Below are 24,060 nucleotides of genomic sequence, written 5' to 3'. Positions count from 1 at the left end.
CCCTTCAGACCGGGGCGGGCACGTCGTTGACGTTGCCCGCGTGAACGGGTTCGCGGCGGCTGGCCGCGTACAGACCGCCCGCCGCCGCGATCGCCACCAGCGCGGTGACGGCGACGCCGAGGGTGCCGGTGGTGGCCACGGCCGCCACAACCGCGCCCACCGCGGCGGCGGACGGCAGGGTCAGCAGCCAGGCCAGCGCCATCCGGCCCGCCACGCTCCAGCGCACCTTGGCCAGCCGGCGGCCCAGCCCGGTGCCGAGGATCGCGCCGGACACCACCTGCGTGGTCGACAGCGCGAACCCCAGGTGGGAGGAGGCGAGGATGACCGTGGTCGCGCTCGCCTCGGCGGCGAAGCCCTGCGGCGACTCGATCTCGGTGAGCCCCTTGCCCATGGTGCGGATGATCCGCCAGCCCCCGAGGTACGTGCCCAGCCCGATGGCCAGCCCGGCGGTGGCGATCACCCACAGCGGCGGGTTCGAGCCGGAGGCCAGCGCCCCGGACGAGATCAGCGTGAGCGTGATGACGCCCATGGTCTTCTGGGCGTCGTTGGTGCCGTGCGCCAGCGACACCAGCGAGGCCGAGACGATCTGCCCGAACCGGAACGTGCCCGTCACCGACTCGTGCCGGGCCCTGGCGGTGAGCGAGTACGCCAGGAAGGTGGCGGTCATCGCGACGAACCCGGCGATCAGCGGCGAGGCCACCGCCGGGATGAGGATCTTCTGTACCACCGTGCCGAAGTTCACGCCCTGGATGCCGGCGCCCACCCACACCGCGCCGATGAGCCCTCCGAACAGCGCGTGCGAGGAGCTGGACGGCAGCCCCAGGAGCCAGGTGAGCAGGTTCCACAGGATCGCGCCGATCAGCCCGGCGAACACCATCGGCGGGGTCACCAGGGTGTCGTCCACGATCCCGCCCGAGATCGTCCTGGCCACCTCGACCGACAGGAACGCGCCCACCACGTTCAGCACGCCCGAGATCGCCACCGCCACCCGCGGCCGCAGCGCGCCGGTCGCGATCGAGGTGGCCATCGCGTTGGCCGTGTCGTGGAAGCCGTTCGTGAAGTCGAACACCAGCGCCGTGATGATCACCACGACGACCAGGAACGTCACATGCTCCATGAGGGTTTCCCCATCGTCTCGACGTCACCAGGACGGTAGACCGGGGCGATGAACCGGCCGTGAACTCCTGTCGGCCATCATGCATACCCGCGGCACCGCCAAATACCGGCCAAGGAGGGTTACGGAGTGGTTCATGGTTAATTAGCCGATTAGGACATATGTCCGGCCATCATCCAGACGTGCGTATCGTTCGGTTAGCGAACTTCGTCACTCCCACGTCGGGCGGGCTGCGTACCGCCCTGCATGAGCTCGGCACCGGCTACGCGGCGGCGGGACACGAGCCCGTCCTGGTCGTCCCCGGCGTGGCGGCCCGCGACGAGCGGACCCCGGCCGGACGGGTCGTCACCCTGCCGGGCCCGGTGGTCCCCGGTCTCGGCGGCTACCGGGTCATCGCCGCCCGCGGCACGCTGAGACGCCTCCTGGAGGAGCTGGCACCCGACCGGATCGAGGTGTCGGACCGCACCACCCTGCGCTGGCTCGGCCCCTGGGCCAGGGCCGCGGGTGTCCGCTCGGTCATGGTCTCGCACGAGAGCCTGTCGGCGCTGCTGCGCCTGTACGGTCCCCTCGGCCGGCTGGCCGACCCCGTCAACCGCGCCACCGCGGCCCGGTTCGACACTGTGGTGTGCACGACCGCCTGGGCCGCGGCCGAGTTCGCCAGGCTGGGCGTGACGAACCTGGTCCGGGTGCCGCTCGGGGTGGACCTCGCCACGTTCTCCCCCGAGCGCTTCGACCCCGGCCTGCGCTCCCGCCTGGCCGCGCGGGGCGAGGCGCTGCTGGTGCACTGCGGCCGCCTGTCTCCCGAGAAGCGGCCCGACCGCTCCATCCGCGCCCTCGCCGAGCTGCGCCGCAGGGGTGTCCCGGCCGTGCTGGTGGTGGCCGGCGACGGGCCACTGCGGCGCAGGCTCACCCGGCTGGCGGACGGACTGCCGGTCCGCTTCCTCGGCCACCTCGCCGACCGGGACGCGCTGGCCGCGCTGCTCGCGACCGCGGACGTGGCCCTCGCCCCCGGCCCGGTGGAGACGTTCGGCCTGGCGGCGCTGGAGGCGCTGGCCAGCGGCACCCCGGTCGTGGCCACGCGCGACAGCGCCCTGCCCGAGGTCATCGGCCCGGCGGGGGCGGCGGTGGCCGACGACCCGGCGGCCTACGCCGGCGCGATCGAGGAGCTGCTGTCCGACCCCGCGCGCCGGGAGCGGGCCCGGGCCAGGGCCGAGCGGTACGGCTGGCCCGCCGCGGTCCGGGGCTTCCTGGACGCGCACGGCCTGATCGGCCCGCCCGCGAGGCCGCGATGACGCGGATGGTCTCCCTGGGCGACTCGGTCACGGTCGGACTGGGCGATCCGGTGCCGGGGCGCGGCTGGGCCGGGCTTCTGGCCGAGGCGCTGGCGCCCGCCGAGCTGAGCAACCTCGCCGTCTGCGGCGCCCGCGTCGCCGACGTCGTACGCGACCAGCTCCCCCGGGCGCTGGCCCTGCGCCCGTCCCTCGCCACCGTGCTCGTCGGCGTGAACGACACCCTGCGCGGCGACTTCGCCCCCCGCCAGATCCACGCGGACCTGGAACGCCTGATCACCCGGCTGCGCGCGGACCAGGTCACCGTGCTCACCGCCACGCTGCCCGACCCCGGCCTCATGCTGCGGATTCCGGAGCTGCTGCGCCGCCCCCTCGCCCGGCGCGTCCACGTCGTCAACACGATCGTGACCGGCCTCGCGCACCGCCACGGAACCATCCACCTCGATCTCGCCCGGCAACCCGCCCTGTACGAGCGGCGCATGTGGGGCGCCGACCGCCTGCACCCCAGCGAACGCGGGCACCGCCACCTGGCCCGGCTCTTCGCCGCCGAACTGCGCGAGCGCGGCGTCCCCGCGCGGCTGCCGGACCCGGAGCCCGCGAACGCCGAGCCCACCGCCTGGGCCAGCGCCTTCTGGCTGGCCACCGCGGGCACCGCCTGGCTGGTCCGGCGGTCCCGCGACTTCCTGCCCGCCTTCGCGAGGCTCGTCGCCCAGGAGATCTGGCACGAGAAATTCGCCGTACGGGCGACTGCCGGTGAACCGGACGTCGCCCCCAACCGGAATGAAACATCACATGAGGGTCGCCATTGTGGCCGAGTCGTTCCTGCCCCAGGTCAACGGGGTCACCAACTCGGTCTGCCGCGTTCTTGACCACCTGGCCGCCACCGGGCACGACGCCATGGTGGTCGCCCCGGCCCCCGCTCCCCCGTCCTACGCGGGCTTCCCGGTCCACCCGGTCCGCAGCCTCGCCCTGCCGTTCTACCGCTCCGTCACGGTGGGCCTGCCCGGCATGCGCCTGTCCCGTACGCTCGCCGGCTTCAAGCCCGACGTCGTCCACCTCGCCTCCCCCGCCCTGCTGGGCGCGGCCGGGATGGCCGCCGCCCGGCGGCTGGGCCTGCCCACCGTGGCCGTGTTCCAGACCGATCTGGCCGGATTCGCCCGCCAGTACGGCGTCCGCGGCGACCCGGTCATCTGGTCGTGGCTGCGGCGGGTGCACCGGCACGCCACCCGTACCCTCGCCCCCTCCACGCCGACCCTGCGCGAGCTGGCCGGCCACGGCATACCCCGCCTGTCGTTGTGGGGCCGCGGCGTCGACCTCGACCTGTTCCATCCCCGGCACCGCAGCGAGGAGCTGCGCCGCCGGCTCGCCCCGGACGGCCAGACCATCGTCGGATACGCCGGTCGCCTGGCCGCCGAGAAACAGCCTCAGCTGCTCGCCGCGCTCGCCGACGTCCCCGGGGTGCGGCTGGCCGTCGTGGGGACCGGCCCCATGGAGCGGCGGCTGCGCGGGCTGCTGCCCGGGGCGGAGTTCTTCGGCCTGCGCACCGGCCCCGACCTGGCCCGCGTCCTCGCCTCTCTGGACGTGTTCGTCCACACCGGCAGCAACGAGACCTTCTGCCAGGCCGTCCAGGAGGCCCTCGCCTGCGGCGTGCCGGTCGTCGCCCCGGCCGCGGGCGGCCCCCTCGACCTGGTCCGGCCGGGGGCCAACGGCCTGCTCTACGCCGGCGGCGACCCGTCGGCGCTGCGCGCGGCCGTCGCCGCCCTCGCCGGGGACCCCGATCGCCGCGCCCGCATGGCCCGGCAGGCCAGGGAGTCGGTGCGCGACCGCGACTGGACCTCGGTGTGCGAGGAGCTGGTCGGCCACTATCACGGCGTCGTGACGGGCGAGCCGGCCTCTCCGGGTTCGGCTGGATTTCGGCGGCGCGCCACCGTAGGCTCCCCCAATGCGCGATCTAGGTGAGGACCCCCGGCCCGTCCGGGGCGCGGTACGCGAGATCCACTCCCTCGGCGACTCGGCCACCCTGTCCTACTCCCCCGACCTCGACGGCCTGGCCGACCCGGGGGAGATCGTCTGGGCCTGGGTTCCTTACGAGGAGGACCCGTCCCGCGGCAAGGACCGCCCCCTGCTGGTCGTGGGCCGGACCGGGCGCCGGCTCCTCGGCGTGATGCTCTCCAGCAAGGGCGACGACGGGCCCGACTGGGTAGAGCTCGGCGCCTGGGGCCGGGACGAGCGGGTGTCGTACGTACGGCTGGACCGGGTGTTCGTGCTGGACGAGGACGACATCCGGCGCGAGGGCGCGGTGCTCGACGGCGACCGCTTCGCGCGGGTGGCGGCCCGGCTCATGAAGACCTACGGCTGGGACGCCGGCCGGTAGCCCCCGTCACGGCGCGTCAGCCCAGGAAACCCGCCTGGCCGAGCCAGTCGAGATACCGGTCCCGTCCACGAGCTGCTCGGCGGGCCGGGCGGGGCCCCGGCGAACCTGTGGCCGCCCGTGGCGTAGACGTGCATCTCGGCCGGGTGGCCGGCGGCGTGCCAGGCCGCGTACAGCGCGAGACCGGACGACACGACCCCCTCGCCCACGTCGTCACCGGCGAACGCGATGAACAGCGGCGGCGCGTCCGGCGGCACGGTGTACGGCTCGAAGGAGGTGCCGTAGATCGCCGCGGCGAAGCCGGGCCGGGTGTCCGCGTCGTACCCCGTCGCGGTGACGGTCGTGAGCAGGCCGCCCGCGGAGAAACCCATGATCCCGATGCGCCGCGGGTCGACGCCCCAGGTGGCGGCCCGCTCGCGGACGACGCGCATGGCCAGGAGGGCATCGTCCTTGGCGACGCGGGCGTACGTCTTGATGGCGTCCATGATGCAGCCGGAGTTGCCCGGCCGTCGTGATCTCGGGGAGGAAGGTCTCGTGGCCGAGCATCGCCTCCTGCGAGGCGCCCTCCCATAAGGGGATGAGTTCCATGGCGGTGCCTGCTCTCGGATGAGGATCAGGAGTGGACGGGGGTGACGGTTCCCGCGTCGCCGTCGACGACGACCCGCCGGCCGTCGGCAAGGCGCCCGGTGGCCGCGCCGGTGCCGAGGACGGCCGGGATGCCGTATTCGCGGGCGACGCCGAGCCGATCATGCATGCGGCCCCACTGGCGGGCGCGCCGCCGGGCCGATCACGCGCACAAGGGGCACCCGCCGGCTGCGACGCCTTCGGAGGGCGGTGCGCGCTGCGGCGCGGTGGGGTTACCTGGTGGAGGCGCGTGCCACCAGATCGGGCTGGAAGATCACCTGGCGGTGCTCGTGGCCGACCGGCCGGTTGGCCTCCTCCAGCAGCATCACGGCCGCCGTGTGGCCGAGCTGCTCGCGCGGCTGCCGGATGGACGACAGCGGCACGGCGGCCGCCGCGGCGAAGTCGATGTCGTCGTACCCGAGGATGGCCAGGTCGTCCGGGACCCGCAGCCCGCGCTGCGTCATCTCCTGCAGCACCCCGATGGCCACCAGGTCGTTGGCGCAGAAGACCGCGGTGGGCCGCTCGGACGGCGGCCGGGTGGCGATCTCCTCGCCGGCCAGCCGCCCGGTGGCGATGGTGAGGTCGGGCAGGGGGATGACGGTCAGCCGGTCGTCCGGCGAGAGCACGGCGGACAGGCCCTCGTGCCGCTCCCGCACCTGGCGGACGGTGAACGGCCCGCCGGCGAAGGCGATGTGGCGGTGCCCCCGCTCCCGTAGGTGCCGACCGGCCAGCCGCCCGCCGAGCACGTCGTCGACCGCGACCGCGCAGCCGTGGCTGTGCGGGGCCGAGCTGTCGAAGCGCACCACCGGGATGCCGCGCGAGACGAGCCGGCGCAGCCGCTCCTCCTCGGCGCTGTCGTTGACCGGCGTGATCAGCACGCCCAGCGGACGCTGCTCCTCGAACGTCTCCAGCAGCCCCGCCTCGCGGCCGGCGTCCTTGTTGCTGTTGAAGACCATCACGGTGAGCTCGGCCCGCTGCGCGGCGGTCTCGACGCCGCGTAGCACGTCGATGAAGAACGGGTTGGCCAGGTCGAGCGCGACCACGCCGATGGTCCGGCTGTGGCCGGCCCGCAGTTGCCGGGCGGAGCCGTTGCGGACGTAGCCGAGGCGGGCGATCGCGGCCCGCACCCGCAGCCGGGTGTCGGGGGCCACCATGTCGGGCCGGTTGAGCACATTGCTCACCGTGCCGACGGAGACCCCGGCGAGCCGGGCGACCTCTTTGATGCTCGACATCGTTCCTCGTCGCAGGCGTAATGTCGCTTTGATCATAACGCCTTCGACCAGGGGTTCGACACCAGGTGTGACAACCTCCGTCCGAGGCCGCGGCCGGGTCGGTCGAAGAAGCCGGTGTACGGAGCCGGCACCTTGCCGCCACTGCCGTTCGACATCAACCAGGTCATCGTCGAGCCCGGTAGCGCGGCGGATCGAGATCACTTCCGGCACAATGGGCGTGGTCCTGTCCGGGGGCGACATCTCCTGGACCACGCTCCGGTCGCCGGTCGGCCGCGCAACCGCTGTTGGGAGAGATGGTGGGGTGTCTGGCCTGCACGCCCGGAGTGGGCAGCAGTCAGCAGGCAGTTCATGAGGGTGTCACCCTGTACACCCAGTTCATGAGCGCAGATCTGATCGGCGCCATCGTCTACGACGGAGCCGATCCCGCCGACGATCCACGATGGCACCTTTCGGGAGCACACACCCAGGCGGAGTACGGCCGCTGGTGCCGGCACTGCTGCGGGATGGCCTGCCTGCACATGGCCCTTGATCATCGCGATGGCCATGCGCCGCCCCTCCTGGAGCTTCTGCGCGGCTGCCGCGACTACGGCGGTTATGTCGAGGACGACGACGGCCAGATCAAGGGCCTGATCTACGCCCCGTTCGCCGACTACGTGCGCGCCGAGCACGGCATGCCCGCTGACGTGCACCCGCATCTCGCCGCGGCCGAACTGCCCGACCTGCTCGCGGACGGGCACCTGGTGATCGCCTCCGTCCACAAGGAGATCCGCCGACCCCAGGTGCCCGCACCCGGCCGCGGCGGGCACCTGGTCCTCATCACCGGCCACGACCACGGGCTGCTGCATCTGCACAACCCATCGGGACACACCCCCGACGCCCGCCGGGCGAGGCTCCCCATCGAGGTGTTCGCGTCCTTCTTCGCCGGCCGGGGCATCGCCTTGAGCATGCGGCGCGTCTAGCCGGATCGCGTCGCCCGGCAAGGGGCGTTCTGCCAAGCAGGCCGCACCACTCCGAAAAAGGCGCAGTGCGGCCGCGCGGCTATGACAGCAGTGGTCAGGTCATCGCCTCGAAGGAGTAGTGCAGGCCGTATTGGGTTCTGTCGTAGGCGTGCACGAGCATGGGCTCCCCCGCACAAGCATGGTCGGAGTAGACCAAGATCGGGCCGTCGGTTTCGTTGATCACGGCGTGGTAGCCCGGGCCGAGGTCGTGGCAATCGCCGGGCCGTGGGTCCCCGATCCCCCACGCAGGCTCGCCGAGGTTGCTGATGATCACGGCTCCCGAGGCGGCGGTGGCCGGGGTGGCGGTGAGCGTGACGGCCGTGGCGGCCACGGTCAGCAGGGCGAGGATGGAACGCATAGCGGATCCCTTCTAAGAAGACAACCCCCTAATCATGCACAGTCAGTAGTTGATTAGTCACTTAAGGCGAGCGACACGCCAGGGCCTCAGATGACGGGCAGAGGAACGCCTGCCGGTCGGGAGAGAGCGCGACACATGCCGCGTGGCGCGCCGGCCAGGATGAGCGCCCTCGCGCAGGCAGCAAGATCATTCTGCGAGCCACGGCACTCGCGGGCACCGACCGGCATACCGTCGCCCGCACACCGTGGCCTGCGCCGAACGGCGGCGAAGACCCGTACTCACCTGTGACAGCCCCCGTCACCTGCGGCGGGCGCGAGGGGCGACCAGCTTGGCGAACTGGCGGTCAGGCCCCGTGGCGGTGGTGCCGCCGCTCCAGTGGTGCGACTGCACGCCTTATGGCTCGGACCCGGACATTGGGGTCCCAGCCATAAGGCGGAGCGGGTCACCTTCCCTGGCGGGCGGCCTTGCCACCGGCACCGAAGAACAGGATGGTCGCGGCCACACCCAGCACAGCGACGAGCACGTCGGCGACCAGCGTGAGGGTGGGCAGGGTGATGAACAGGCTCACCACCTTGAACAGGACGGAGAAGATGACGATGATGGTGGCGAAGATCCGGACGGCGGTGCCGCCGCGCAGCGCCAGCCAGGCGAGCAGTACGAGCACGAGCGACCAGAAGATCGTGCTGTAGGCGAGCCCGGAGTAGATCATCTGGAGCCCTTCGAACCGGTCGCTCTGGACGTCGACCTCGTCGAGGCTCACGGGGGCAGAGCCCATGTCCGAATTCGCGGCGATCTGTTCTTTGATCGCCTCTGTGCCGGAGACGATGATTCCGATGGCGCTGATCACGTTGAGCGCCGCCGTGGCGATGGCCGCGTACACCGCTCGGGTTAAGTTCGCCGGCCTCTGGGGGGCCATGGCGACGCGCCGGTCTTCGAATTGGGTGGGGGCTTGCCGTTCGTACATGGACATGCGGATCCCTTTCCGGAACGTTGTGTGTCTCGACGACGCGGTGATTACCGACCTGTGTCAGGCACTCCGCGACCGTTAATGCCACGCACATTTCGCGCGGCCTTGAGAGGTATAGCAGATTCGCCCGACATCTGCGGGCGGCGGCGAATTCTGGAACCGCTCCGATAGCAATCCCCTTCGTTCGATCGGCGGAGGAAAGCGGCTTCCCAGACGGGAATTCCATCGCTCACCTGCGACGGAAGACGGACGGAAGAAAAACGGAAGAGTGGCACTCTAATGTCCTGCGACGTCAGCCGGGCTCACCCCAACGCCTCTTTGGAGCCGAATTTTTCGCGGCATCTCCGCTGAGTCGAGCTCACGGATGAATGACACGCAATAAATGTCCCTTAGGGCGTTCTGTCGAGGGCCTTGCAATCATGGGCAACGGCAAGAGCTATGACGCGACGGCGAAGGGGAGAACTCGGTCGGCGGCATCGTCCAGATGTGGCGTGCGGGCGGTGGGTGTGGCCCGGTGTACGTACTCGATGACGCCGCCCTTGGAGAACACCCGGGCGCGGCGGAACTCCGGATCGAGGTCCTCGACGTTCCTCCTGATCCGCCCGCCGGAGGAACGGGCGGATCAGGAGGCGAGCGTCATGCCCGTCAGGGTCGGCCGACGCTGAGGTAGTGGTAGCCGGCGGCCCGCATCGTCGCCGGATCCAGCAGGTTCCGGCCGTCGAACAGCACCGGCCGGCGCATCGTCGCGACGGCTTGCGTCCAGTCGACCTGGGTGAGCTGCGGCCACTCGGTGACGATGATCGCCGCGTCCGCGCCCTCCAGCGCCTGCTCCACGCTCGCATGGCGCGTTGTCGACGTCCAGGGCTCGGCCGTGGCCGGGCGGGCCATCGGATCCCAGCAGTGCACCTCGGCCCCCTCGGCGAGCAGCCGGGCCGCCAGGACGGTGCTGGGCGCCTCGCGCATGTCGTCCGTCCCCGGCTTGAACGTCAGGCCGAGCAACGCCACCCGCGCACCCGCCAGCGTGCCGAGCTCGTCCTTGAGCTTCTGGATCGCCCGCCGCTTCTGCAGATTGTTGACCTCGATCACCGCTGACAGCAGCTGCAGGTGGTAGCCGGTGTTGTTGGCCAGCTGCCGCAGCGCCTCGCTGTCCTTGGGGAAGCACGAGCCGCCCCAGCCGATGCCGGGCCGCAGGAAGTGCGGTCCCAGGCGATGATCCAGTCCGACGGCGTGAGCCACCTCCTCGACGTCGGCCCCGGTCTTCTCGCACAAGGTGGCGATCTCATTGATAAAGCTGATCTTGGTGGCGAGCAGCGCGTTCGCCGCGAGCTTCACCATCTCCGCCGAGCGCACGCTCATCACCGCAACCGGCCCGTCCACGCCCTCGTGCAGCTCGGTGAGCAGGCGGGCGGTCGCTTCCTCGGACGTCCCGATGACGATGCGGTCGGGATGCATGAAGTCGCTGACCGCGCGGCCCTCAGCGGTGAACTCCGGGTTCGCGGCATAGCCGACGTGGCCGAGCCCGGCGGCATCCAGCGCGGCTCGCACCCGGCTGCCGGTGCCGACCGGCACGGTGGATTTGACCACCACGGCCCGCAGGTGAGCGGCGTCCTTCAGGGCCGTCACCACCGACCAGACCCGTGACAGGTCCGCATCACCGGAAGCCGACGGCGGCGTGTCCACGCAGACATAGGCGATCTCGGCACCGGTGACGGCCTCATCCAGGTCCAGCGTGAAGCTCAGCCGCTCCTTGTTCCGGGCGATCATGTCGCCCAGGCCCGGCTCGTAGATCGGCACATCGCCGGCCTGCAACAGCCTGATCTTCTCCGGGTCGATATCCCGGACCACCACCCGGTGGCCGAGGTCGGCGAGGCAGGCACCGGTCACCAGACCGATGTATCCCGCCCCGAACACAACAACACGCCGGTAGTGCGGCTTTCCCACCATGCGGCAGCCCGTCCCCTTTCTCCGCAACGCGTGGCCGAGCAGAGCCGAGCGGCTCGGGACCTGCGTGCCGGTGTCCCTTCACAAGCTTCACAAGGAGGTCCCACCATAGCCGCCACCTCTTTCACGGCCCGGGCTGGCCCGTGTGGCTTCGCGGGACTCGGCGAAGCGGCGCGGCGCGGGTGGGCCTGACGCTCCATGTCGTCTTCATCGCCGGGTCGGCGGCGGAGGCGTCGGGAGGGTGGCCAGATGGTCTTGGAGTTCGGCGTGCCGGAATTGGTAGATCGGGCCGACCGTGCGGAGCAGCCCGAGCCGGTGAGCGTCGTCCAGGAAGGACATCAGCGCGCGGGGAAGGGTGCCGGCCAGGGCCAGGCGGGCGGTGGCGATCTGGTAGGCCATCCAGGCGTGGTGATGTCCGGCCGCGAGCCCGGCGGTGACGCCGAAGGTGAGCGCGTAGGTCAGCCCGACGGCGACTCCGAAGGCGGGGGTGTCGACGAGCCCGGCGGCGAGCCCGCCCGCCAGGCCGCCGGTCAGGGCGGCGGTGGCGCCGACGGTGGCGGCGCGGACGAGGTTGAGCGTGCGGTCCGCACGCCAACTGGTCAGGGGGGTGCTGGCCCTTCCGGCCGGGGACGGGGCCTCGGCCCATGCGGCGAATCCGGCCGCGAAACCGTGGACGAGGCCGACCGCCAGGCCGGAAGAGACCCCGGCGACGAGCGCGGCCGCGAAGGACTCGACGGTGAGCCACATCATGACCACCATCGCCAGCCCGGTGGCGAGGCCGAGGAGCAGCCCCCGTACCGGCCTGAACCTGGGTCTGAACCGGCGCCCGCGTAAGCGCAGGTCGGCGAAACCTGGTCTCTGCCGCGCCCAGGAGCGCGCCGCGAACGCGATGACGAGGCCCGCGGTGAGTCCGAACGCCAGCCCGTAGACCAGGCCGAGGACCGGGAACGGTGCGAAGCCCTCGGCGAGCCCGGTCGCGACCGTGGCGACGGTCGCGATCATGAGCGCGACGATGAGCCCCAGGGCGAGCCGGATCACGGGGGTGACGGTACGGGTGCTGCCGGCCAGTCGCCACCAGGCCAGATCCCGCGTACGAGGGGTGCCGTCCGGGTTGCGGGGATGGGTGAGATGGTGGGCGAGGTAGCCGAGCACGTGCCGGACCTGGGCGGGGTCGTGGCGGCGCCGAGGCCGGAACAGGTCGGTCGGAAGGGCACTGGGCGGGCGGGTGCCGATCAGCGCCGGGATGAGCCGGTCGAACAGGTGGGCACGCAGCGTGGCAGGGTCGGGGAACCGGGCGGCGTCGAGCAGGGCGGCCGGGTCGGCGTGCGGGGCGATGTAGACGGCTCGGAGCAGCCACAACCCGAGCGGGGTGGCGGTGACCCCGGCCAGCGTGCCGATGGAGCCCGCGGTGTCGGCGGGGGCGCCGGCCAGTGTGCTGATGGGGTCCACCGTGTCGGCGGGGGTGCCGGCCAGGCCGGTGAGAATGTGCTCCCACGCCGGGTGCGGCCGGCCCGGCAGGCAGCGCCGCAGGTATCCGGCGGCCACGGCGGGGTCCAGCGGGTCGGGCTCGATGACCACCGCCGAGGTGAGCACGTCACCGGCGCCCTCGACGGCGCTGCGGTAGTCGCGGGTGCGGCCGGTCACGATGAGCTGGTCGGTTGCCCCGAGTGAACGGTTGAGCGTGGTGATGACCGCCGCCCGGGCCGCAGCGGGGAGCTCGTCCAGGCCGTCCAGCACCGGCAGGATGTGTCCGCGTGCCGCCAGAACCGCGGTCGCTTCGGAACCCAGGCCCGTGGCGCGCAGCGCCGGGTAGTCCTGCGCGAGCCGCGCCGCCAGCCAGTCGTGCATCAGCGGGAAGACCGCGGTGTCCCAGTCGGCGACGGGCAACAGCACCGGCACCGGCTCTTCCTCATGATCGTGGCGGGTGGCCAGGAGTTCCAGCAGCAGCTGAACGGCCAGCGTGGTCTTGCCCGTGCCCGGGCCGCCCAGGATCACCAGGCGTTGGCGGCGCATCGCGCGTAACCGGCCGGCCAGTGCGGAGACGTCGTCGCTCGAGGCGGTCAGCGGCAACGAGGCGGGGGTGAGGTTGGCCGGATGGTCCATCAGCTGTAGGTCATCGGTCAGCCGCCAGCGCACCGGGATGGGGTCGGGGTCGTCCAGCGACCGCAGCGTCGCCTCCACGCGCCATTGCTGCCCGACCAGCCCGGCCAGCACCTCCTTGGCGGCCGCTATCGCCTGCGCCGTCACCGGCGCGGGACCCGTCCTGCGCCGGACGTGGAACGGCGCCGAGGGCGCGGGCCACCACGCCGCCTCGGCCGCCGCGCGAACGGAGGCCGGACCGGCTGAACCGTGGCCGTGCCGGATCCGCTGCCCTGTGCCGTCGCCGACCGGTTCACCGGCGGGCCGCGCCGGTGCCTCCGGCATGGAACGCAGCCGCTTGGCGGCCTCGCCGGCCAGCCGCCTGTCGCTGCGGGTTTCGGCCAGTCGCACCAGCAGCTCCCAGTAGGCCGCGTCCCAAGCCTGGGGCTCGCTCAGCTCGGCGGGCAGGCTCCGGCCGGATTGCCGGGCGAGGCGCAGGCAGGTGTCGACGAAGACCTCGACATGCTCCTGCTCCGGCCGAACGGGGCGGGTCTGGCTGATCATTCCGGCGATCGTGCTGCGTTTCAGCGTCAACGGCGGCTGCCCGGCACGACGGCGCGGCGTTCGGCCGCTGGCCGCCTCCAGCTCGCGGACCGAGACCGCGGCGGCGTCCTTCAACGCCCGCAGCCGCCGCGCGAACGGCAGCCGGGGATCCGAATCGTCGAGCACCCGAGCACCTCGCCCCAGCCGACCGCCGACCCCACCAGGTGTCCGGCGGCACCGGACACCCCTCGTGCCTTGAAGCGTAGGCCATCACCTGCGGCTCCAGGGCTCGCTCGGACGAACTGTCCGCGTCCGTTGCCGGACAACCTTCCGGACGCCGAATGTCACTTCACACCCCGGTCGCGGCCGTCGGGCGATCCCGCGGCCCTCACGGAAGGAACAACGCCATGAAGCACCCCGCTCCCTGGCTCATCATCGGCGGCCTGCTGCAGGCTGCGGCCGCCTTCGTCGCGGTCTTGGTCTCTCCGCTCGGTTTCGACAGCCGTTCACCCGCCTGGTGGACGGTGTGCCTGGCCGTCATGCACGTGCCCCAGGCGGCCGGGTTCTTCCTGCTGGCACGATCGGCATCCGGCCTGGTCGCCAGGGTCGGCTTCCGGACGACCGCCGTGGCCGTGGCCGTGTTCGTTCCGGCCGAGCTCGCGGCCCTCGTCTCGGCAGACGCGGCAGGCATGATCTTCGCGATCGCCTCCCCGCTGTCCGGTCTCGGCCTGCTGGTGGCGGGCGTGGCCACCGTGCGCCGCGGCGACTGGCCGGGCATCGGGCGCTTCGCCCCGCTGATCACCGGCCTGTACGTCTTCGTCGTCCTCACACCATCCCTGGCGATGCTCGGACCGATCGCCGCCGTGCTCGCCATCGGCGGCTGGGGCGGGTGTTTCGCCCTGCTCGGCGCTGCCACCCGCCGGCGACTCCTGGCGGACCGCCTTTGCGCGAACCCGTCCGACTCGCCTCAGTCAATTGCTCGACCGGCCACGGAAAGCGAGTGATCTCTCATGCTCCGCACTCTCTCCGGCAAGGCACTCGCCGTCCTCGCGTCCCTCGCTCTGATCTTGACACTCCACAGCCCCCGGTTTCCCGCGGCGACCGCCCGGGACACGGCCGCCTCCGTGGGGCTGCAGTGCCGGGATCTCTCCTGCCGGTACTACTTCAGCCGGGCACAGACCGCGAAGATCAAGACCACCCTGGATGCCAGGGAGTGGACCGCCCAGGCCGGGGCTCAGCTCATCTGCTCCAGGATCCCGCACAAGGTGGTCGCCGCCTTCTGCCTGCTGGCCTTCGCTTATCTGTATGACAGCGCTCGGAACCGGCTCGTCAACGCGTACAAGATGGGCGGATGCCTGGTCCTGCGGGCCCGGCTGAGCTGGCGCAAATCGATCACGTTCGCCAGCGTTCCCCCGACCCACAGCAGATGTGTGTGACCGACGTTTCCCCGACGCCGCGCCGGTGAAGCACCGTCCGCCCGCCGACCGTCTCCGGCATCAAGCGTGAGCTGGGTGCCGGGGATGCTCTTGCCCGGACAAATCCGTACTCTCCCGAAATGCCAGTCGATGCGGCACGCACACCTCGTGTGCCTTGTCCGTCCCGCCGCTCAGCCGCTCGGCCAGCAGGTCCACCGCCGACTGCGCGATCAGCGCCTTGTCGGGCGCCACGGTCGACAGCGTGGGCGTGGCGAACCGGCCGTCCTGGATGTCGTCGAACCCCATCACCAGCACGTCACCCGGCACCTCGTACCCCCGCTTGAGCAGCGTTCGCAGGGCGCCCAGCGCGAGCGTGTCGTTGAAGCAGAAGACCGCGTCCGGCGCGCCGGAGTCGAGCAGGCGGCTCATGGCCTCGGCGCCGTCGGCGCGCCCCCAGCGTGCGACCGGCGCGACCAGGGACGGGTCGGCCGGGAGGCCGGCCTCGGCGAGCGCCTGCCGGTAGCCCTTCAGCCGCAGGCGGCCCGTCGCGGCGACGGCCGTGCGCTGCACGCCGATGGCGGCGATCCTGCGCCTGCCGCGCTCGGCCAGGTGCAGGGTGGCCGCCCGCGCGGCGGCCACGTTGTCGATGCCGACGTGATCGTACGGCGAGCGGCCCGTCCCGATGCGCTCCCCGAGCAGCACCATCGGCGTACGCTCGTCGCGCCCGGCCAGGTCCTTGCCCGTGAGCGCGAGCGGGCTGAACAGCAGCCCGTCGATGAGGTGGTCGCGGATCCCGGAGATCACCACGCGTTCCTTGGCCCGGTCGCCCTGGGTCTGGTCGATGAGCACGGTCCAGCCCCGCCGGTCGGCCGCCTCGATGACGTTCGTGGCCAGTTCGGCGAAGTAGGGGTTGTCCAGGTCGGGCACCGCCAGCGCGACCACGCCGGAGCGGCCTGCGCGCAGGCTGCGCGCCGACAGGTTCGGCCGGTAGGAGAGCTCGGCTATCGCCGCCTCCACCCGTGCGCGTGTCTCGCCACTGACATGGGGATAGTCGTTGACCACGTTGGACACGGTCTTGATCGACACCCCGGCCAGTTCGGCGACGTCCTTCAGCCTCGGCCGCACCATGCCCCCTTCGCCACCGGAACCCTACCTGGTTTACAACGATGTAACGAACTGGCGCCAGGCAATTTACAACGTTGGAACCAACGATGTAAAACGTCCGTAACCTCACGGGCAGGAGTGATCTGGCATGTCCCTCGACAATCTCCCCAGGCGGCGCGTACTGGGCCTGGGCCTCGGCGCGCTGGTCATCGGCGCCGCGGGCTGCGGCGGAGGCGGCGGTCCCAAGCAGGCGCAGGCGCCGGCCACCGCGCCGGCCACCACGGCGGCGCCCACCGAATACACCGGTCCCTCGGTCTCGCTGACGTTCTGGAACGGCTTCACCGGCGGCGACGGCCCGGTCATGAAGAAGCTGGTGGACCAGTTCAACACCGAGCACCCGAACATCAAGGTGTCGATGAACGTCTACAAGTGGGAAGACTATTACGCGAAGGTCCCCGCGGCCGTCTCCGCGGGTCAAGGCCCTGACCTCGGCATCATGCACGTCGACAGCGTCGCCACCAACGCGGCCCGGCAGGTGGTCCTGCCCCTCGACGACGTGGCCAACGCGCTCAACCTCACCGAGGCGGACTTCTCCCCGCCGGTCTGGAAGGCCGGCGTCTACAAGGGCGCGCGCTACTCGATCCCGCTCGACGTGCACCCGCTCGGCATGTTCTACAACAAGGCGGTCATGAAGAAGGCCGGGCTCGACCCGGAGCAGCCGCCCAAGACCGGCGAGGAGTACATGGCGGCGCTGGAGGCGCTGAAGAAGGCGGGCATCCAGGGGCACTGGGCCACGCCGTTCCCGTTCACCGGAAGCATGCAGTTCGGGACGCTGCTCTACCAGAACGGCGGCCAGTTGTTCGCCGACGACGCCAGTGTCTCGCGCTTCGCCGAGGACCCCGGCGTGCAGGCCCTGACCTGGCTCGTCGACCTCGTCAACAAGGGCTACAGCCCCAAGAACGTCGGCCAGGACGCCGACTTCATCGCCCTGCAGAACGGCAAGGCCGCCTTCAACTGGAACGGCATCTGGTCCATCAACACGCTCAAGGAGATCAAGGACCTGGAGTGGGGTGTCGCGCCGCTCCCGCAGATCGGGTCGAAGCCGGCGGCGTGGGCGGGCTCGCACCAGTTCGTGGTGTTCAAGCAGCGTACGCCCGACCAGAACAAGCTGACCGCGGCCAAGGTGTTCATCAACTGGATCAGCGGCCACTCGCTGGAGTGGGCCAAGGGCGGCCAGGTGCCGGCGCGCAAGTCGATCCGCGACGGCGCGGAGTTCGCGGCGCTGAAGGAGCAGGCAACGATCGGCACCCAGATCGACTACCTGTACTTCCTGCCGTCGGTGGCGGGCATCGGGGACGCCTCCGCGGTCGTCGACCAGGCGATCAACGCGGCGATCCTGCTCAAGAAGAGCCCCAAGGACGCGCTCACGGAGGCCGCCGCCAAGGCCGACAAGATCCTTGAGGCCAACCGGAAGAAGTACGGCGCCTGATGGTCGCGATCTCAGCGGAAGAGACGCTGGGGCGGGAGGTGCGCGTTCCCCGATCGGGCAAGGCGACGCCGTACCTGTTCCTGGCGCCGTACCTGATCCTGTTCTCCGTGTTCGTGCTGGCCCCGGCCCTGTTCGGGATCTGGGTGAGCCTGCACGACTGGGACTACATGCTCGAGGGCAAGCCGTTCGTCGGCCTGGACAACTACACGGCGCTGTTCGACGACCAGTCGCCCGTCTACGGCGACTTCTGGATGTCGATGCGGGCGACCGGGATCTTCACCGTGTTCAGCGTGCCGTTCCTGGTCGTGCTGCCGCTCGGGGTGGCGTTGCTGCTCAACCGGCCCTTCCGGGGCAGGACGCTGTTCCGGGGGCTGTTCTTCGCGCCGTTCGTGCTGGGCGTGGCGGTGGTGTGCCTGATGTGGCGGCTGCTGCTCGACCCGAACCTCGGCCTGGTCGACTGGATACTCGGCACGCCGATCCCCTGGACCACCGCGACGCCGTGGGCCTGGATCGCGCTGGTCGGGGTGACGGTCTGGTGGACGCTCGGGTTCAACGCGGTGATCTACCTGGCCGGGATGCAGGACATCCCGCGCGAGCTGTACGACGCGGCGAAGGTGGACGGCGCGGGACGGTGGGGCGAGTTCGTCCACGTCACGCTGCCGGGGCTGCGGCCCGTCGCGCTGTTCGTGGTGACGACGACGATCCTGGCCTCGGCGAACATGTTCGGGCAGTCGTACCTGCTGACCCAGGGGGCGCCGGGCGGGGACACGCGGACCGCGATCATGTACATGCTCCAGCAGGGGCTCAGGGAGTACAAGATGGGCAGCGCCTCGGCCATGAGCTACCTGCTCACGCTGCTCCTGATCCTGGTCAGCGTGGCCAACTTCCGGCTGTTCAGGACCCGGTCATGAAGCGCTACACGGGCCTGGTGGCCCTCGCCGTGCTGTTCGTGGGGCCGCTGGTGTGGGCCCTGGGCGTGTCGTTCAAGACGCAGACCGAGGCCACCCGGGTGCCGCCCACGCTGCTGCCCGCCGAGCCGACGACGTCCGCGTACGGGACGGTCTTCCAGGGCACCACGGACACGCCGGTGCTGCGCTGGTTCGCCAACAGTCTCATCGCCGCCACCGGGCACATGCTGCTGGTGCTCGCGGTGTCGTCGCTGGCCGCGTACGCGCTGGCCAGGCTGGAGTTCCGCGGCAAGAAGCTGATGTTCGGGATGATCGTCGGCACGCTGCTGGTGCCGGGGTTCGTCTTCCTCATCCCGCAGTTCCTGATCGTCGACCAGCTCGGCTGGCTGGACAGCCTGACGGCGCTCATCGTGCCGGGTGCGGCGGGCGCGTTCGGGGTGTTCTTCCTGCGGCAGTTCTTCCTCGGGCTCCCGCGCGAGCTGGACGAGGCCGCGCTGATGGAGGGCGCCAACCACTGGCACATCTTCTGGCGGGTCACGCTGCCGCTGTCGCGGCCCGCGCTGGCCACGCTGGCCGTGCTGAGCTTCCTGTCCAACTGGAACGACTTCATCTGGCCGATCTACGTGATCTTCAGTCCCGAGTACTTCACGCTGCCGCCGGGCCTGTCGATCCTGCAGGGGGCGTACACGATCCACTATCCGGTGATCATGGCGGGCGCGGTGCTGGCCAGCATCCCCGTCCTGATCCTCTTCAGTCTGACCCAGCGGTACGTCATCGAAGGCATCTCTCGTAGTGGCCTGAAGGGCTGACACATGCACTTGGCTGTCATCGCCACACTGATCCTCTCCCTCTTCACCAATCCGGTGTCCGGCTCCTTCTCCGACACGTTCGCCGACCCATCGGTGATCCGCGGGCAGGACGGCTACTGGTACTCCTACGGCACGTCGGACCCGCTGCGCGAGGGCGAGAAGGTCCTGCACAGGCTGCCGATCGCCCGCTCCAGTGACCTGGTCAACTGGACCTACGTGAGCGACGCGTTCGGGCCGGACAACCTGCCGTCGTACGCGGCGCCGGGCAGCCTGTTCTGGGCGCCGGACATCCGTTACCTCGACGGCCGGTACGTCATGTACTTCACCGTCACCGACACCGCCACCACGCCCGCCAACTGGGACTACTCGATCGGCGCCGCCACGGCCCCCACGCCGACCGGGCCGTGGACGCACATCGACGCCCCGGTCGTCGCCCCGCGTCCCTCGGGCAACTCGTACTGGAACACGATCGACCCCTCGCAGTTCACCGACGTGGACGGGCGCAAGTACCTGTACTTCGGCGGGTTCTTCGGCGGCCTGTGGGTGACCGAGCTGTCCGCCGACGGGCTGCGCGCCACCGGGCAGCCGCAGCAGGTCGCGATCGACAACAAGTTCGAGGGCGCGTACGTGGTGCGCCACGACGGCTACTACTACCTGCTCGGCTCCTCGGCGAACTGCTGCGCCGGGCCGACCACCGGCTACTCGGTGCTGGCCGGGCGCTCGACCAGCCCGCGCGGGCCGTTCGTCGACCGCGAGGGCGTGCCGCTGCTGGCGTCACGCGCCGGTGGCACCCCCGTCCTGGACCAGAACGGCAACCGCTTCATCGGCACCGGCCACCACGCCCAGCTCACCGACCTTTCCGGTCAGGACTGGATGCTCTACCACGCCATCGATCGAAGCGACCCGTTCCTGGACGAGCCGTACGGGATCAACGAGCGGCCCATGCTGCTGGACCGGCTGGACTGGATCGACGGCTGGCCGGCCGTGCGTGCGGGGGCCGGGCCTTCCGAGCAGTCGCGGGAGACGCCGGTGACCCGCGGGGTCGTGGACGATCGGTTCGCGGGCGATCTGTCGGGCTGGCGGAACACGGCCGGCTGGACCGTACAGGATGGATATGTCCGTGGCCAGGGCACGCTCATCAGCCGCAAGGCGCTCGGCGGGGACGTCCGCGTCGAGACCGACCTCAAGACGGACAAGTCCGCCGGGATCCGCATCGGCGGCACGACCGCGGTCGTTTCGCCCGACGGGTTGACGCTCACCTCGGGCGGCGCGTCCCGTACGGTGGCGCTGCCCGGAGGGGCCGCGACCTGGCACAACCTGGCCGTCACCGTCAAGGGACGGACGATCACCGCCGAGGTGACCGAGGCCCGGCTCCGTGACCCGCAGGCGAGCGTCACCGTCACGGGCAGCGCGAACGGCCCGATCGGGCTGGTCTCCGACGGGGGCGCCGACTTCGACAACGTCTCCGCCGCCCCGCTGTTCAAGGCCGTCACCAAGGCCGCGCCGACGCCGCGCACGGGCAGGCTGCTGGACGCCGACGAGTTCGACGGGCCGCTCGACTCCCGCTGGACCTGGGTCCGGCAGGACGCCGCGGCCAAGAACGAGGAGGGCGTGCTGCGCTGGCCCGTCCAGGGCGCCGACCTGGTCGGGACCGGCAACAAGGCGTCGGTGCTGCTGCGCGAGGCCCCCAAGGGCGACTACGTCGTGGAGACCAAGGTCACGCTCGACCTGGGTGAGGACACCGTACGCAACTACCAGCAGGCCGGGCTGGTCGCCTACGCCTCCGACGACGACTTCGCCCGCCTGTCCCAGGTCGCCATCTGGAACACCCGCCAGGTCGAGTACGGCCGCGAGCTGACCTTCGCCGGCCGCCTGTCCTACGGCGGCAACATCGTCGGCCCGCCCGCGAAGACCACCTGGCTGCGGCTGGCGCACCACGTGGACCCGGCCAACGGGGAGCACGAGTTCCGCGCCGGATCCAGCCGCGACGGCAAGACCTGGACCTGGGGCGGCGTGTGGACCTTCCCCAAGGACACGGCCGTGCGCATCGGCCTGGTCGCCCACGGCGGGGCCCAGCCGGCCGTCAACGCCGACTTCGACTACGTACGCGTCTACCGAGGAGCCTGACCTGTGCCACAAGCACACCTGACCCTTGACCCCTCTTTCCGCATCGCGCCCGTCAACCGGCGCCTGTTCGGCTCGTTCGTCGAGCACATGGGCCGGTGCGTCTACACCGGCATCTACGAACCGGGCCACCCGGCGGCGGACGACAACGGCTTCCGCACCGACGTGCTGGAGCTGACCCGCGAGATGGGCGTGAGCGTGGTCCGCTACCCGGGAGGCAACTTCGTCTCCGGCTACCGCTGGGAGGACGGCGTCGGCCCCGACCGGCCCTCCCGGCTGGACCTGGCCTGGCGGCAGATCGAGACGAACGCGTTCGGGCTCAACGAGTTCATGACCTGGACCCGGGCCGCCGGGGTGGAGCCGATGATGGCCGTCAACCTCGGCACCCGGGGCATCCAGGAGGCCTGTGACCTGCTCGAATACGCCAACCACCCCTCGGGTACGCGGTGGTCGGACCTGCGGGTCAAACACGGAGTGACCGACCCGTACGGGATCAAGCTCTGGTGTCTCGGCAACGAGATGGACGGACCCTGGCAGATCGGCCACAAGACCGCGCACGAGTACGGACGGCTCGCGAACGAGACCGCCAAGGCCATGCGGCTCGTCGACCCCGACATCGAGCTGGTGCTGTGCGGCAGCTCCAACAGCGGGATGCCGACGTTCGGCGCGTGGGAGGCCACCGTGCTCGAACACGCCTACGACGCGGTCGACTACCTGTCGCTGCACAACTACTACGAGGAGAACGGCGACCTGCCCGGCTTCCTCTGCAGCGCCGTGGACATGGACCGCTACATCTCGGCCATCGTGGCCACGGCCGACCACATCGGGGCGAAGCTCCGGCGCAAGAAGAAGATCAACCTGTCCTTCGACGAGTGGAACGTCTGGTACCAGAGCCGGTTCGCCGGGCGCGAGCGCTCGCCGTTCCAGGAGGCGCCGGAGCTGATCGAGGACACCTTCACCGCCGCCGACGCCGTGGTGGTGGGGGACTTCCTGATCACGCTGCTGCGGCACGCCGACCGGGTGAGCATCGCCTGCCAGGCGCAGCTCGCCAACATCATCGCGCCGATCAGGACCGAGCCCGGCGGCCCGGCCTGGCGTCAGACGATCTTCCACCCGTTCGCGCTGACGGCCCGGCACGCGCGCGGCACCGTGCTGCGGGTGGAGCCGTCCGGGCCGCTCCTGGAGACCGAACGGTACGGCGAGGCGCCCGCGCTGTCGGCGGTGGCCACCGTCGACGGGTCCCGGGTGGCGCTGTTCGCCGTCAACCGGTCGCCCGACCAGGACCTCGACCTCACCGCCCGGCTCCCGGCGGCGGTCAGGCCGGTGTCGGCCTCGGTGATCGCCGCCGGGGACGACCCGCACCGGGTGGAGGCCCTTCCGCAGCCGCTGACCGTGCAGGCTGACGGTGACCGGCTGACGGCGCGGCTGCCCGCCGCCTCGTGGACGATGATTCTCGCGGAGAGTGATTTGTAGACGGGAGGCCTGCCCGGCTCGCTGCTGATCACCGGCGAGCCGGGCATCGGCAAGGCGACGGCCTTGAGCGCCAGGGAGCCTGGGCGGACGCGGCAGAAGGGCCTTTATGCGATGGGCAGGGCCGTGAGCCATTCGGTCAGGAGATGGTTGACCTCCTCGGGACGTTCCTGCTGGATCCAGTGGCCGCACCCGTCCAGGAGGTGGGAGGAGACCAGCCCGGGAAGGGTGGCCGGGTAGGCGTTGATCGCGTCGGCCATCCAGGTCGTGGAGGCGTCCAGGCTGCCGCCGATGAACAGGGAGGGCTGCTTGATGGGGGCGCCGTTGAAGTCGGCGAGGTCCTTCCAGTCGCGGTCCATGTTGCGGTAGCGGTTGAGCGCGCCGGTCATGCCGGTGCGTTCGAACTCCCCGGCGTATACCTCCAGGTCGTCCTCGGTGAGCCAGGAAGGCAGCCGGCCGCTGGGGAACCGGTCGCGTAGCGTTGCGCCGGGGCTGACGAAGTGCGGGTCGGGGGCATCGGGGCCGGGCATGGTCTCGGCCGACAGCGCCGCGTAAAAGCCCGCGAGCCAGCCCCGCACGTCGGGTTCCATCTCGGCCTCGGCGCGGCCGGGCTCCTGGAAATAGGAGACGTAGAACTCCTGGTCACCGCCCATCTGAGCGAAGATGCCGGTGGGGCGGGGGCCACCGGGTGGCGCGTAGGGCACACTCAGCAGCCCCACCGCGCGGAAGACCTCGGGGTGCAGCAGGGCGGACGTGGCCGCGATGTTCGAGCCCCAGTCGTGGCCGATGATCACTGCGGACTCCTCGCCCAGGGCGTGCACCAGCGCGATGTTGTCCTCCACCAGAGCGAGCATCCGGTAGCCGTCCTCCGTGGCCGGCTTGGAGGATCGGCCGTAGCCGCGGACGTCGAGCGCGACCGCCCGGTAACCGGCCTGCGCGAGCGCCGGGAGCTGACGGCGCCAGGAGTACCAGGACTCGGGGAAGCCGTGGACGAGCAGCACCAGCGGTCCGCTCCCCTGCTCCGCGACATGAATCCGGCCGCCCGGCACGGACACCGAACGATGCGTGATCTCTGCGACATGCTGCGACATGGGTCTCCTCCAAATGGCGTGCCCGCTTCTGCCGGCGGCACCCGCTCCGCGTCCCCTTTTGCTCCGCGGGCGCTACCACCGATCATCCCGCCGACCTGGCCGGTCGCCTGAATCCTGTTGCCGGATCAGCAACT

23 protein-coding genes are annotated in these 24,060 nt (G+C 71.1%); 13 read left to right on the top strand and 10 right to left on the bottom strand.

Annotated elements, in window-relative coordinates:
- Positions 1–4 precede the first annotated feature (4 nt).
- A complete protein-coding gene (locus tag ACIHFD_RS21185) occupies positions 5–1,117 on the bottom strand; it encodes an anion permease (protein WP_397368364.1) in 1,113 nt (370 codons plus the stop codon).
- A 179-nt stretch (positions 1,118–1,296) separates the two neighbouring features.
- On the opposite strand from ACIHFD_RS21185, the gene ACIHFD_RS21180 reads away from it, so the two are divergent.
- From ACIHFD_RS21180 to ACIHFD_RS21165, 4 genes are read left to right on the top strand one after another with little or no spacing between them, the layout of a single operon-like run.
- Complete coding sequence (locus ACIHFD_RS21180; protein WP_397368363.1) at positions 1,297–2,406, top strand: glycosyltransferase; 1,110 nt, start codon at positions 1,297–1,299, stop codon at positions 2,404–2,406.
- A complete protein-coding gene (locus tag ACIHFD_RS21175; protein WP_397368362.1) occupies positions 2,403–3,272 on the top strand; it encodes an SGNH/GDSL hydrolase family protein in 870 nt (289 codons plus the stop codon). Before ACIHFD_RS21180 ends, ACIHFD_RS21175 begins: the two co-directional genes overlap by 4 nt.
- Entirely contained in the window at positions 3,196–4,362 is a 1,167-nt protein-coding gene (locus ACIHFD_RS21170) for a glycosyltransferase family 4 protein (protein ID WP_397368361.1), read from the top strand. Before ACIHFD_RS21175 ends, ACIHFD_RS21170 begins: the two co-directional genes overlap by 77 nt.
- On the top strand, positions 4,346–4,777 hold the full coding sequence (locus ACIHFD_RS21165; protein ID WP_350734816.1) for a type II toxin-antitoxin system PemK/MazF family toxin: 432 nt from the start codon (positions 4,346–4,348) through the stop codon (positions 4,775–4,777). Before ACIHFD_RS21170 ends, ACIHFD_RS21165 begins: the two co-directional genes overlap by 17 nt.
- Here ACIHFD_RS21165 and ACIHFD_RS21160 read toward each other — a convergent pair.
- The 3 genes from ACIHFD_RS21160 to ACIHFD_RS21150 all read right to left on the bottom strand — a co-directional run bounded on the left by ACIHFD_RS21160 (position 4,753) and on the right by ACIHFD_RS21150 (position 6,630).
- Complete coding sequence (locus ACIHFD_RS21160) at positions 4,753–5,259, bottom strand: alpha/beta hydrolase (RefSeq protein WP_397368360.1); 507 nt, start codon at positions 5,257–5,259, stop codon at positions 4,753–4,755. The genes ACIHFD_RS21165 and ACIHFD_RS21160 overlap by 25 nt on opposite strands.
- A gap of 128 nt (positions 5,260–5,387) precedes the next feature.
- A complete protein-coding gene (locus tag ACIHFD_RS21155) occupies positions 5,388–5,528 on the bottom strand; it encodes a PEP-utilizing enzyme (RefSeq protein WP_397368359.1) in 141 nt (46 codons plus the stop codon).
- A gap of 103 nt (positions 5,529–5,631) precedes the next feature.
- Positions 5,632–6,630, bottom strand: a complete 999-nt coding sequence (locus ACIHFD_RS21150) for a LacI family DNA-binding transcriptional regulator (RefSeq protein ID WP_363968888.1) — start codon at positions 6,628–6,630, stop codon at positions 5,632–5,634.
- Positions 6,631–7,007: 377 nt separating this feature from the next.
- Between ACIHFD_RS21150 and ACIHFD_RS21145 the strand changes: the two genes are divergently transcribed.
- Complete coding sequence (locus tag ACIHFD_RS21145) at positions 7,008–7,589, top strand: peptidase (RefSeq protein WP_397368358.1); 582 nt, start codon at positions 7,008–7,010, stop codon at positions 7,587–7,589.
- A 94-nt stretch (positions 7,590–7,683) separates the two neighbouring features.
- Here ACIHFD_RS21145 and ACIHFD_RS21140 read toward each other — a convergent pair whose 3' ends face one another.
- Together ACIHFD_RS21140 and ACIHFD_RS21135 are read right to left on the bottom strand one after the other, a co-directional pair.
- On the bottom strand, positions 7,684–7,986 hold the full coding sequence (locus tag ACIHFD_RS21140) for a hypothetical protein (RefSeq protein ID WP_363968892.1): 303 nt from the start codon (positions 7,984–7,986) through the stop codon (positions 7,684–7,686).
- 442 nt (positions 7,987–8,428) lie between these two features.
- Positions 8,429–8,761 carry a hypothetical protein gene (locus ACIHFD_RS21135; protein WP_397368357.1) on the bottom strand — a complete coding sequence of 111 codons (333 nt, stop codon included), beginning with the start codon at positions 8,759–8,761 and terminating at the stop codon, positions 8,429–8,431.
- On the opposite strand from ACIHFD_RS21135, the gene ACIHFD_RS21130 reads away from it, so the two are divergent.
- Positions 8,760–9,035: a hypothetical protein gene (locus ACIHFD_RS21130; RefSeq protein ID WP_397368356.1), complete on the top strand. Its 276-nt coding sequence runs from the start codon at positions 8,760–8,762 to the stop codon at positions 9,033–9,035. The genes ACIHFD_RS21135 and ACIHFD_RS21130 overlap by 2 nt on opposite strands.
- Positions 9,036–9,598: 563 nt before the next feature.
- Here the strand turns inward: ACIHFD_RS21130 and ACIHFD_RS21125 are convergent.
- Both ACIHFD_RS21125 and ACIHFD_RS21120 read right to left on the bottom strand, forming a co-directional pair.
- Positions 9,599–10,897 (bottom strand): UDP-glucose dehydrogenase family protein, encoded by a 1,299-nt coding sequence (locus ACIHFD_RS21125; protein ID WP_397368355.1) that lies wholly within the window; start codon positions 10,895–10,897, stop codon positions 9,599–9,601.
- 204 nt (positions 10,898–11,101) lie between these two features.
- Positions 11,102–13,702: an NACHT domain-containing protein gene (locus ACIHFD_RS21120; protein WP_397368354.1), complete on the bottom strand. Its 2,601-nt coding sequence runs from the start codon at positions 13,700–13,702 to the stop codon at positions 11,102–11,104.
- A gap of 221 nt (positions 13,703–13,923) precedes the next feature.
- Here ACIHFD_RS21120 and ACIHFD_RS21115 point away from each other — a divergent pair, with 221 nt between their 5' ends.
- Positions 13,924–14,520: a hypothetical protein gene (locus ACIHFD_RS21115; protein ID WP_397368353.1), complete on the top strand. Its 597-nt coding sequence runs from the start codon at positions 13,924–13,926 to the stop codon at positions 14,518–14,520.
- 6 nt (positions 14,521–14,526) lie between these two features.
- Positions 14,527–14,952, top strand: coding sequence for a hypothetical protein (locus ACIHFD_RS21110; RefSeq protein WP_397368352.1), 426 nt, complete (start codon positions 14,527–14,529; stop codon positions 14,950–14,952).
- A gap of 60 nt (positions 14,953–15,012) precedes the next feature.
- Here the strand turns inward: ACIHFD_RS21110 and ACIHFD_RS21105 are convergent, their stop codons facing one another.
- On the bottom strand, positions 15,013–16,059 hold the full coding sequence (locus ACIHFD_RS21105) for a LacI family DNA-binding transcriptional regulator (protein WP_350734835.1): 1,047 nt from the start codon (positions 16,057–16,059) through the stop codon (positions 15,013–15,015).
- Positions 16,060–16,183: 124 nt separating this feature from the next.
- Here ACIHFD_RS21105 and ACIHFD_RS21100 point away from each other — a divergent pair, with 124 nt between their 5' ends.
- Genes ACIHFD_RS21100 through ACIHFD_RS21080 form a run of 5 tightly spaced genes read left to right on the top strand, consistent with a single transcriptional unit; the run spans position 16,184 to position 22,838 of the window.
- Positions 16,184–17,524, top strand: coding sequence for an ABC transporter substrate-binding protein (locus ACIHFD_RS21100; protein ID WP_397368351.1), 1,341 nt, complete (start codon positions 16,184–16,186; stop codon positions 17,522–17,524).
- Positions 17,524–18,435: a carbohydrate ABC transporter permease gene (locus ACIHFD_RS21095; RefSeq protein WP_397368350.1), complete on the top strand. Its 912-nt coding sequence runs from the start codon at positions 17,524–17,526 to the stop codon at positions 18,433–18,435. Before ACIHFD_RS21100 ends, ACIHFD_RS21095 begins: the two co-directional genes overlap by 1 nt.
- Complete coding sequence (locus tag ACIHFD_RS21090) at positions 18,432–19,241, top strand: carbohydrate ABC transporter permease (RefSeq protein ID WP_355199121.1); 810 nt, start codon at positions 18,432–18,434, stop codon at positions 19,239–19,241. Before ACIHFD_RS21095 ends, ACIHFD_RS21090 begins: the two co-directional genes overlap by 4 nt.
- A 3-nt stretch (positions 19,242–19,244) precedes the next feature.
- Positions 19,245–21,368, top strand: a complete 2,124-nt coding sequence (locus ACIHFD_RS21085) for a family 43 glycosylhydrolase (RefSeq protein WP_397368349.1) — start codon at positions 19,245–19,247, stop codon at positions 21,366–21,368.
- 3 nt (positions 21,369–21,371) lie between these two features.
- Positions 21,372–22,838, top strand: a complete 1,467-nt coding sequence (locus ACIHFD_RS21080) for an alpha-N-arabinofuranosidase (protein ID WP_397368348.1) — start codon at positions 21,372–21,374, stop codon at positions 22,836–22,838.
- Between the two features lie 104 nt (positions 22,839–22,942).
- Here ACIHFD_RS21080 and ACIHFD_RS21075 read toward each other — a convergent pair whose 3' ends face one another.
- On the bottom strand, positions 22,943–23,926 hold the full coding sequence (locus tag ACIHFD_RS21075; RefSeq protein WP_397368347.1) for an alpha/beta fold hydrolase: 984 nt from the start codon (positions 23,924–23,926) through the stop codon (positions 22,943–22,945).
- Positions 23,927–24,060 lie beyond the last annotated feature (134 nt).

It is taken from the genome of Nonomuraea sp. NPDC051941 (assembly GCF_044593615.1).
This window is presented reverse-complemented; position numbering and strand designations above follow the sequence as displayed.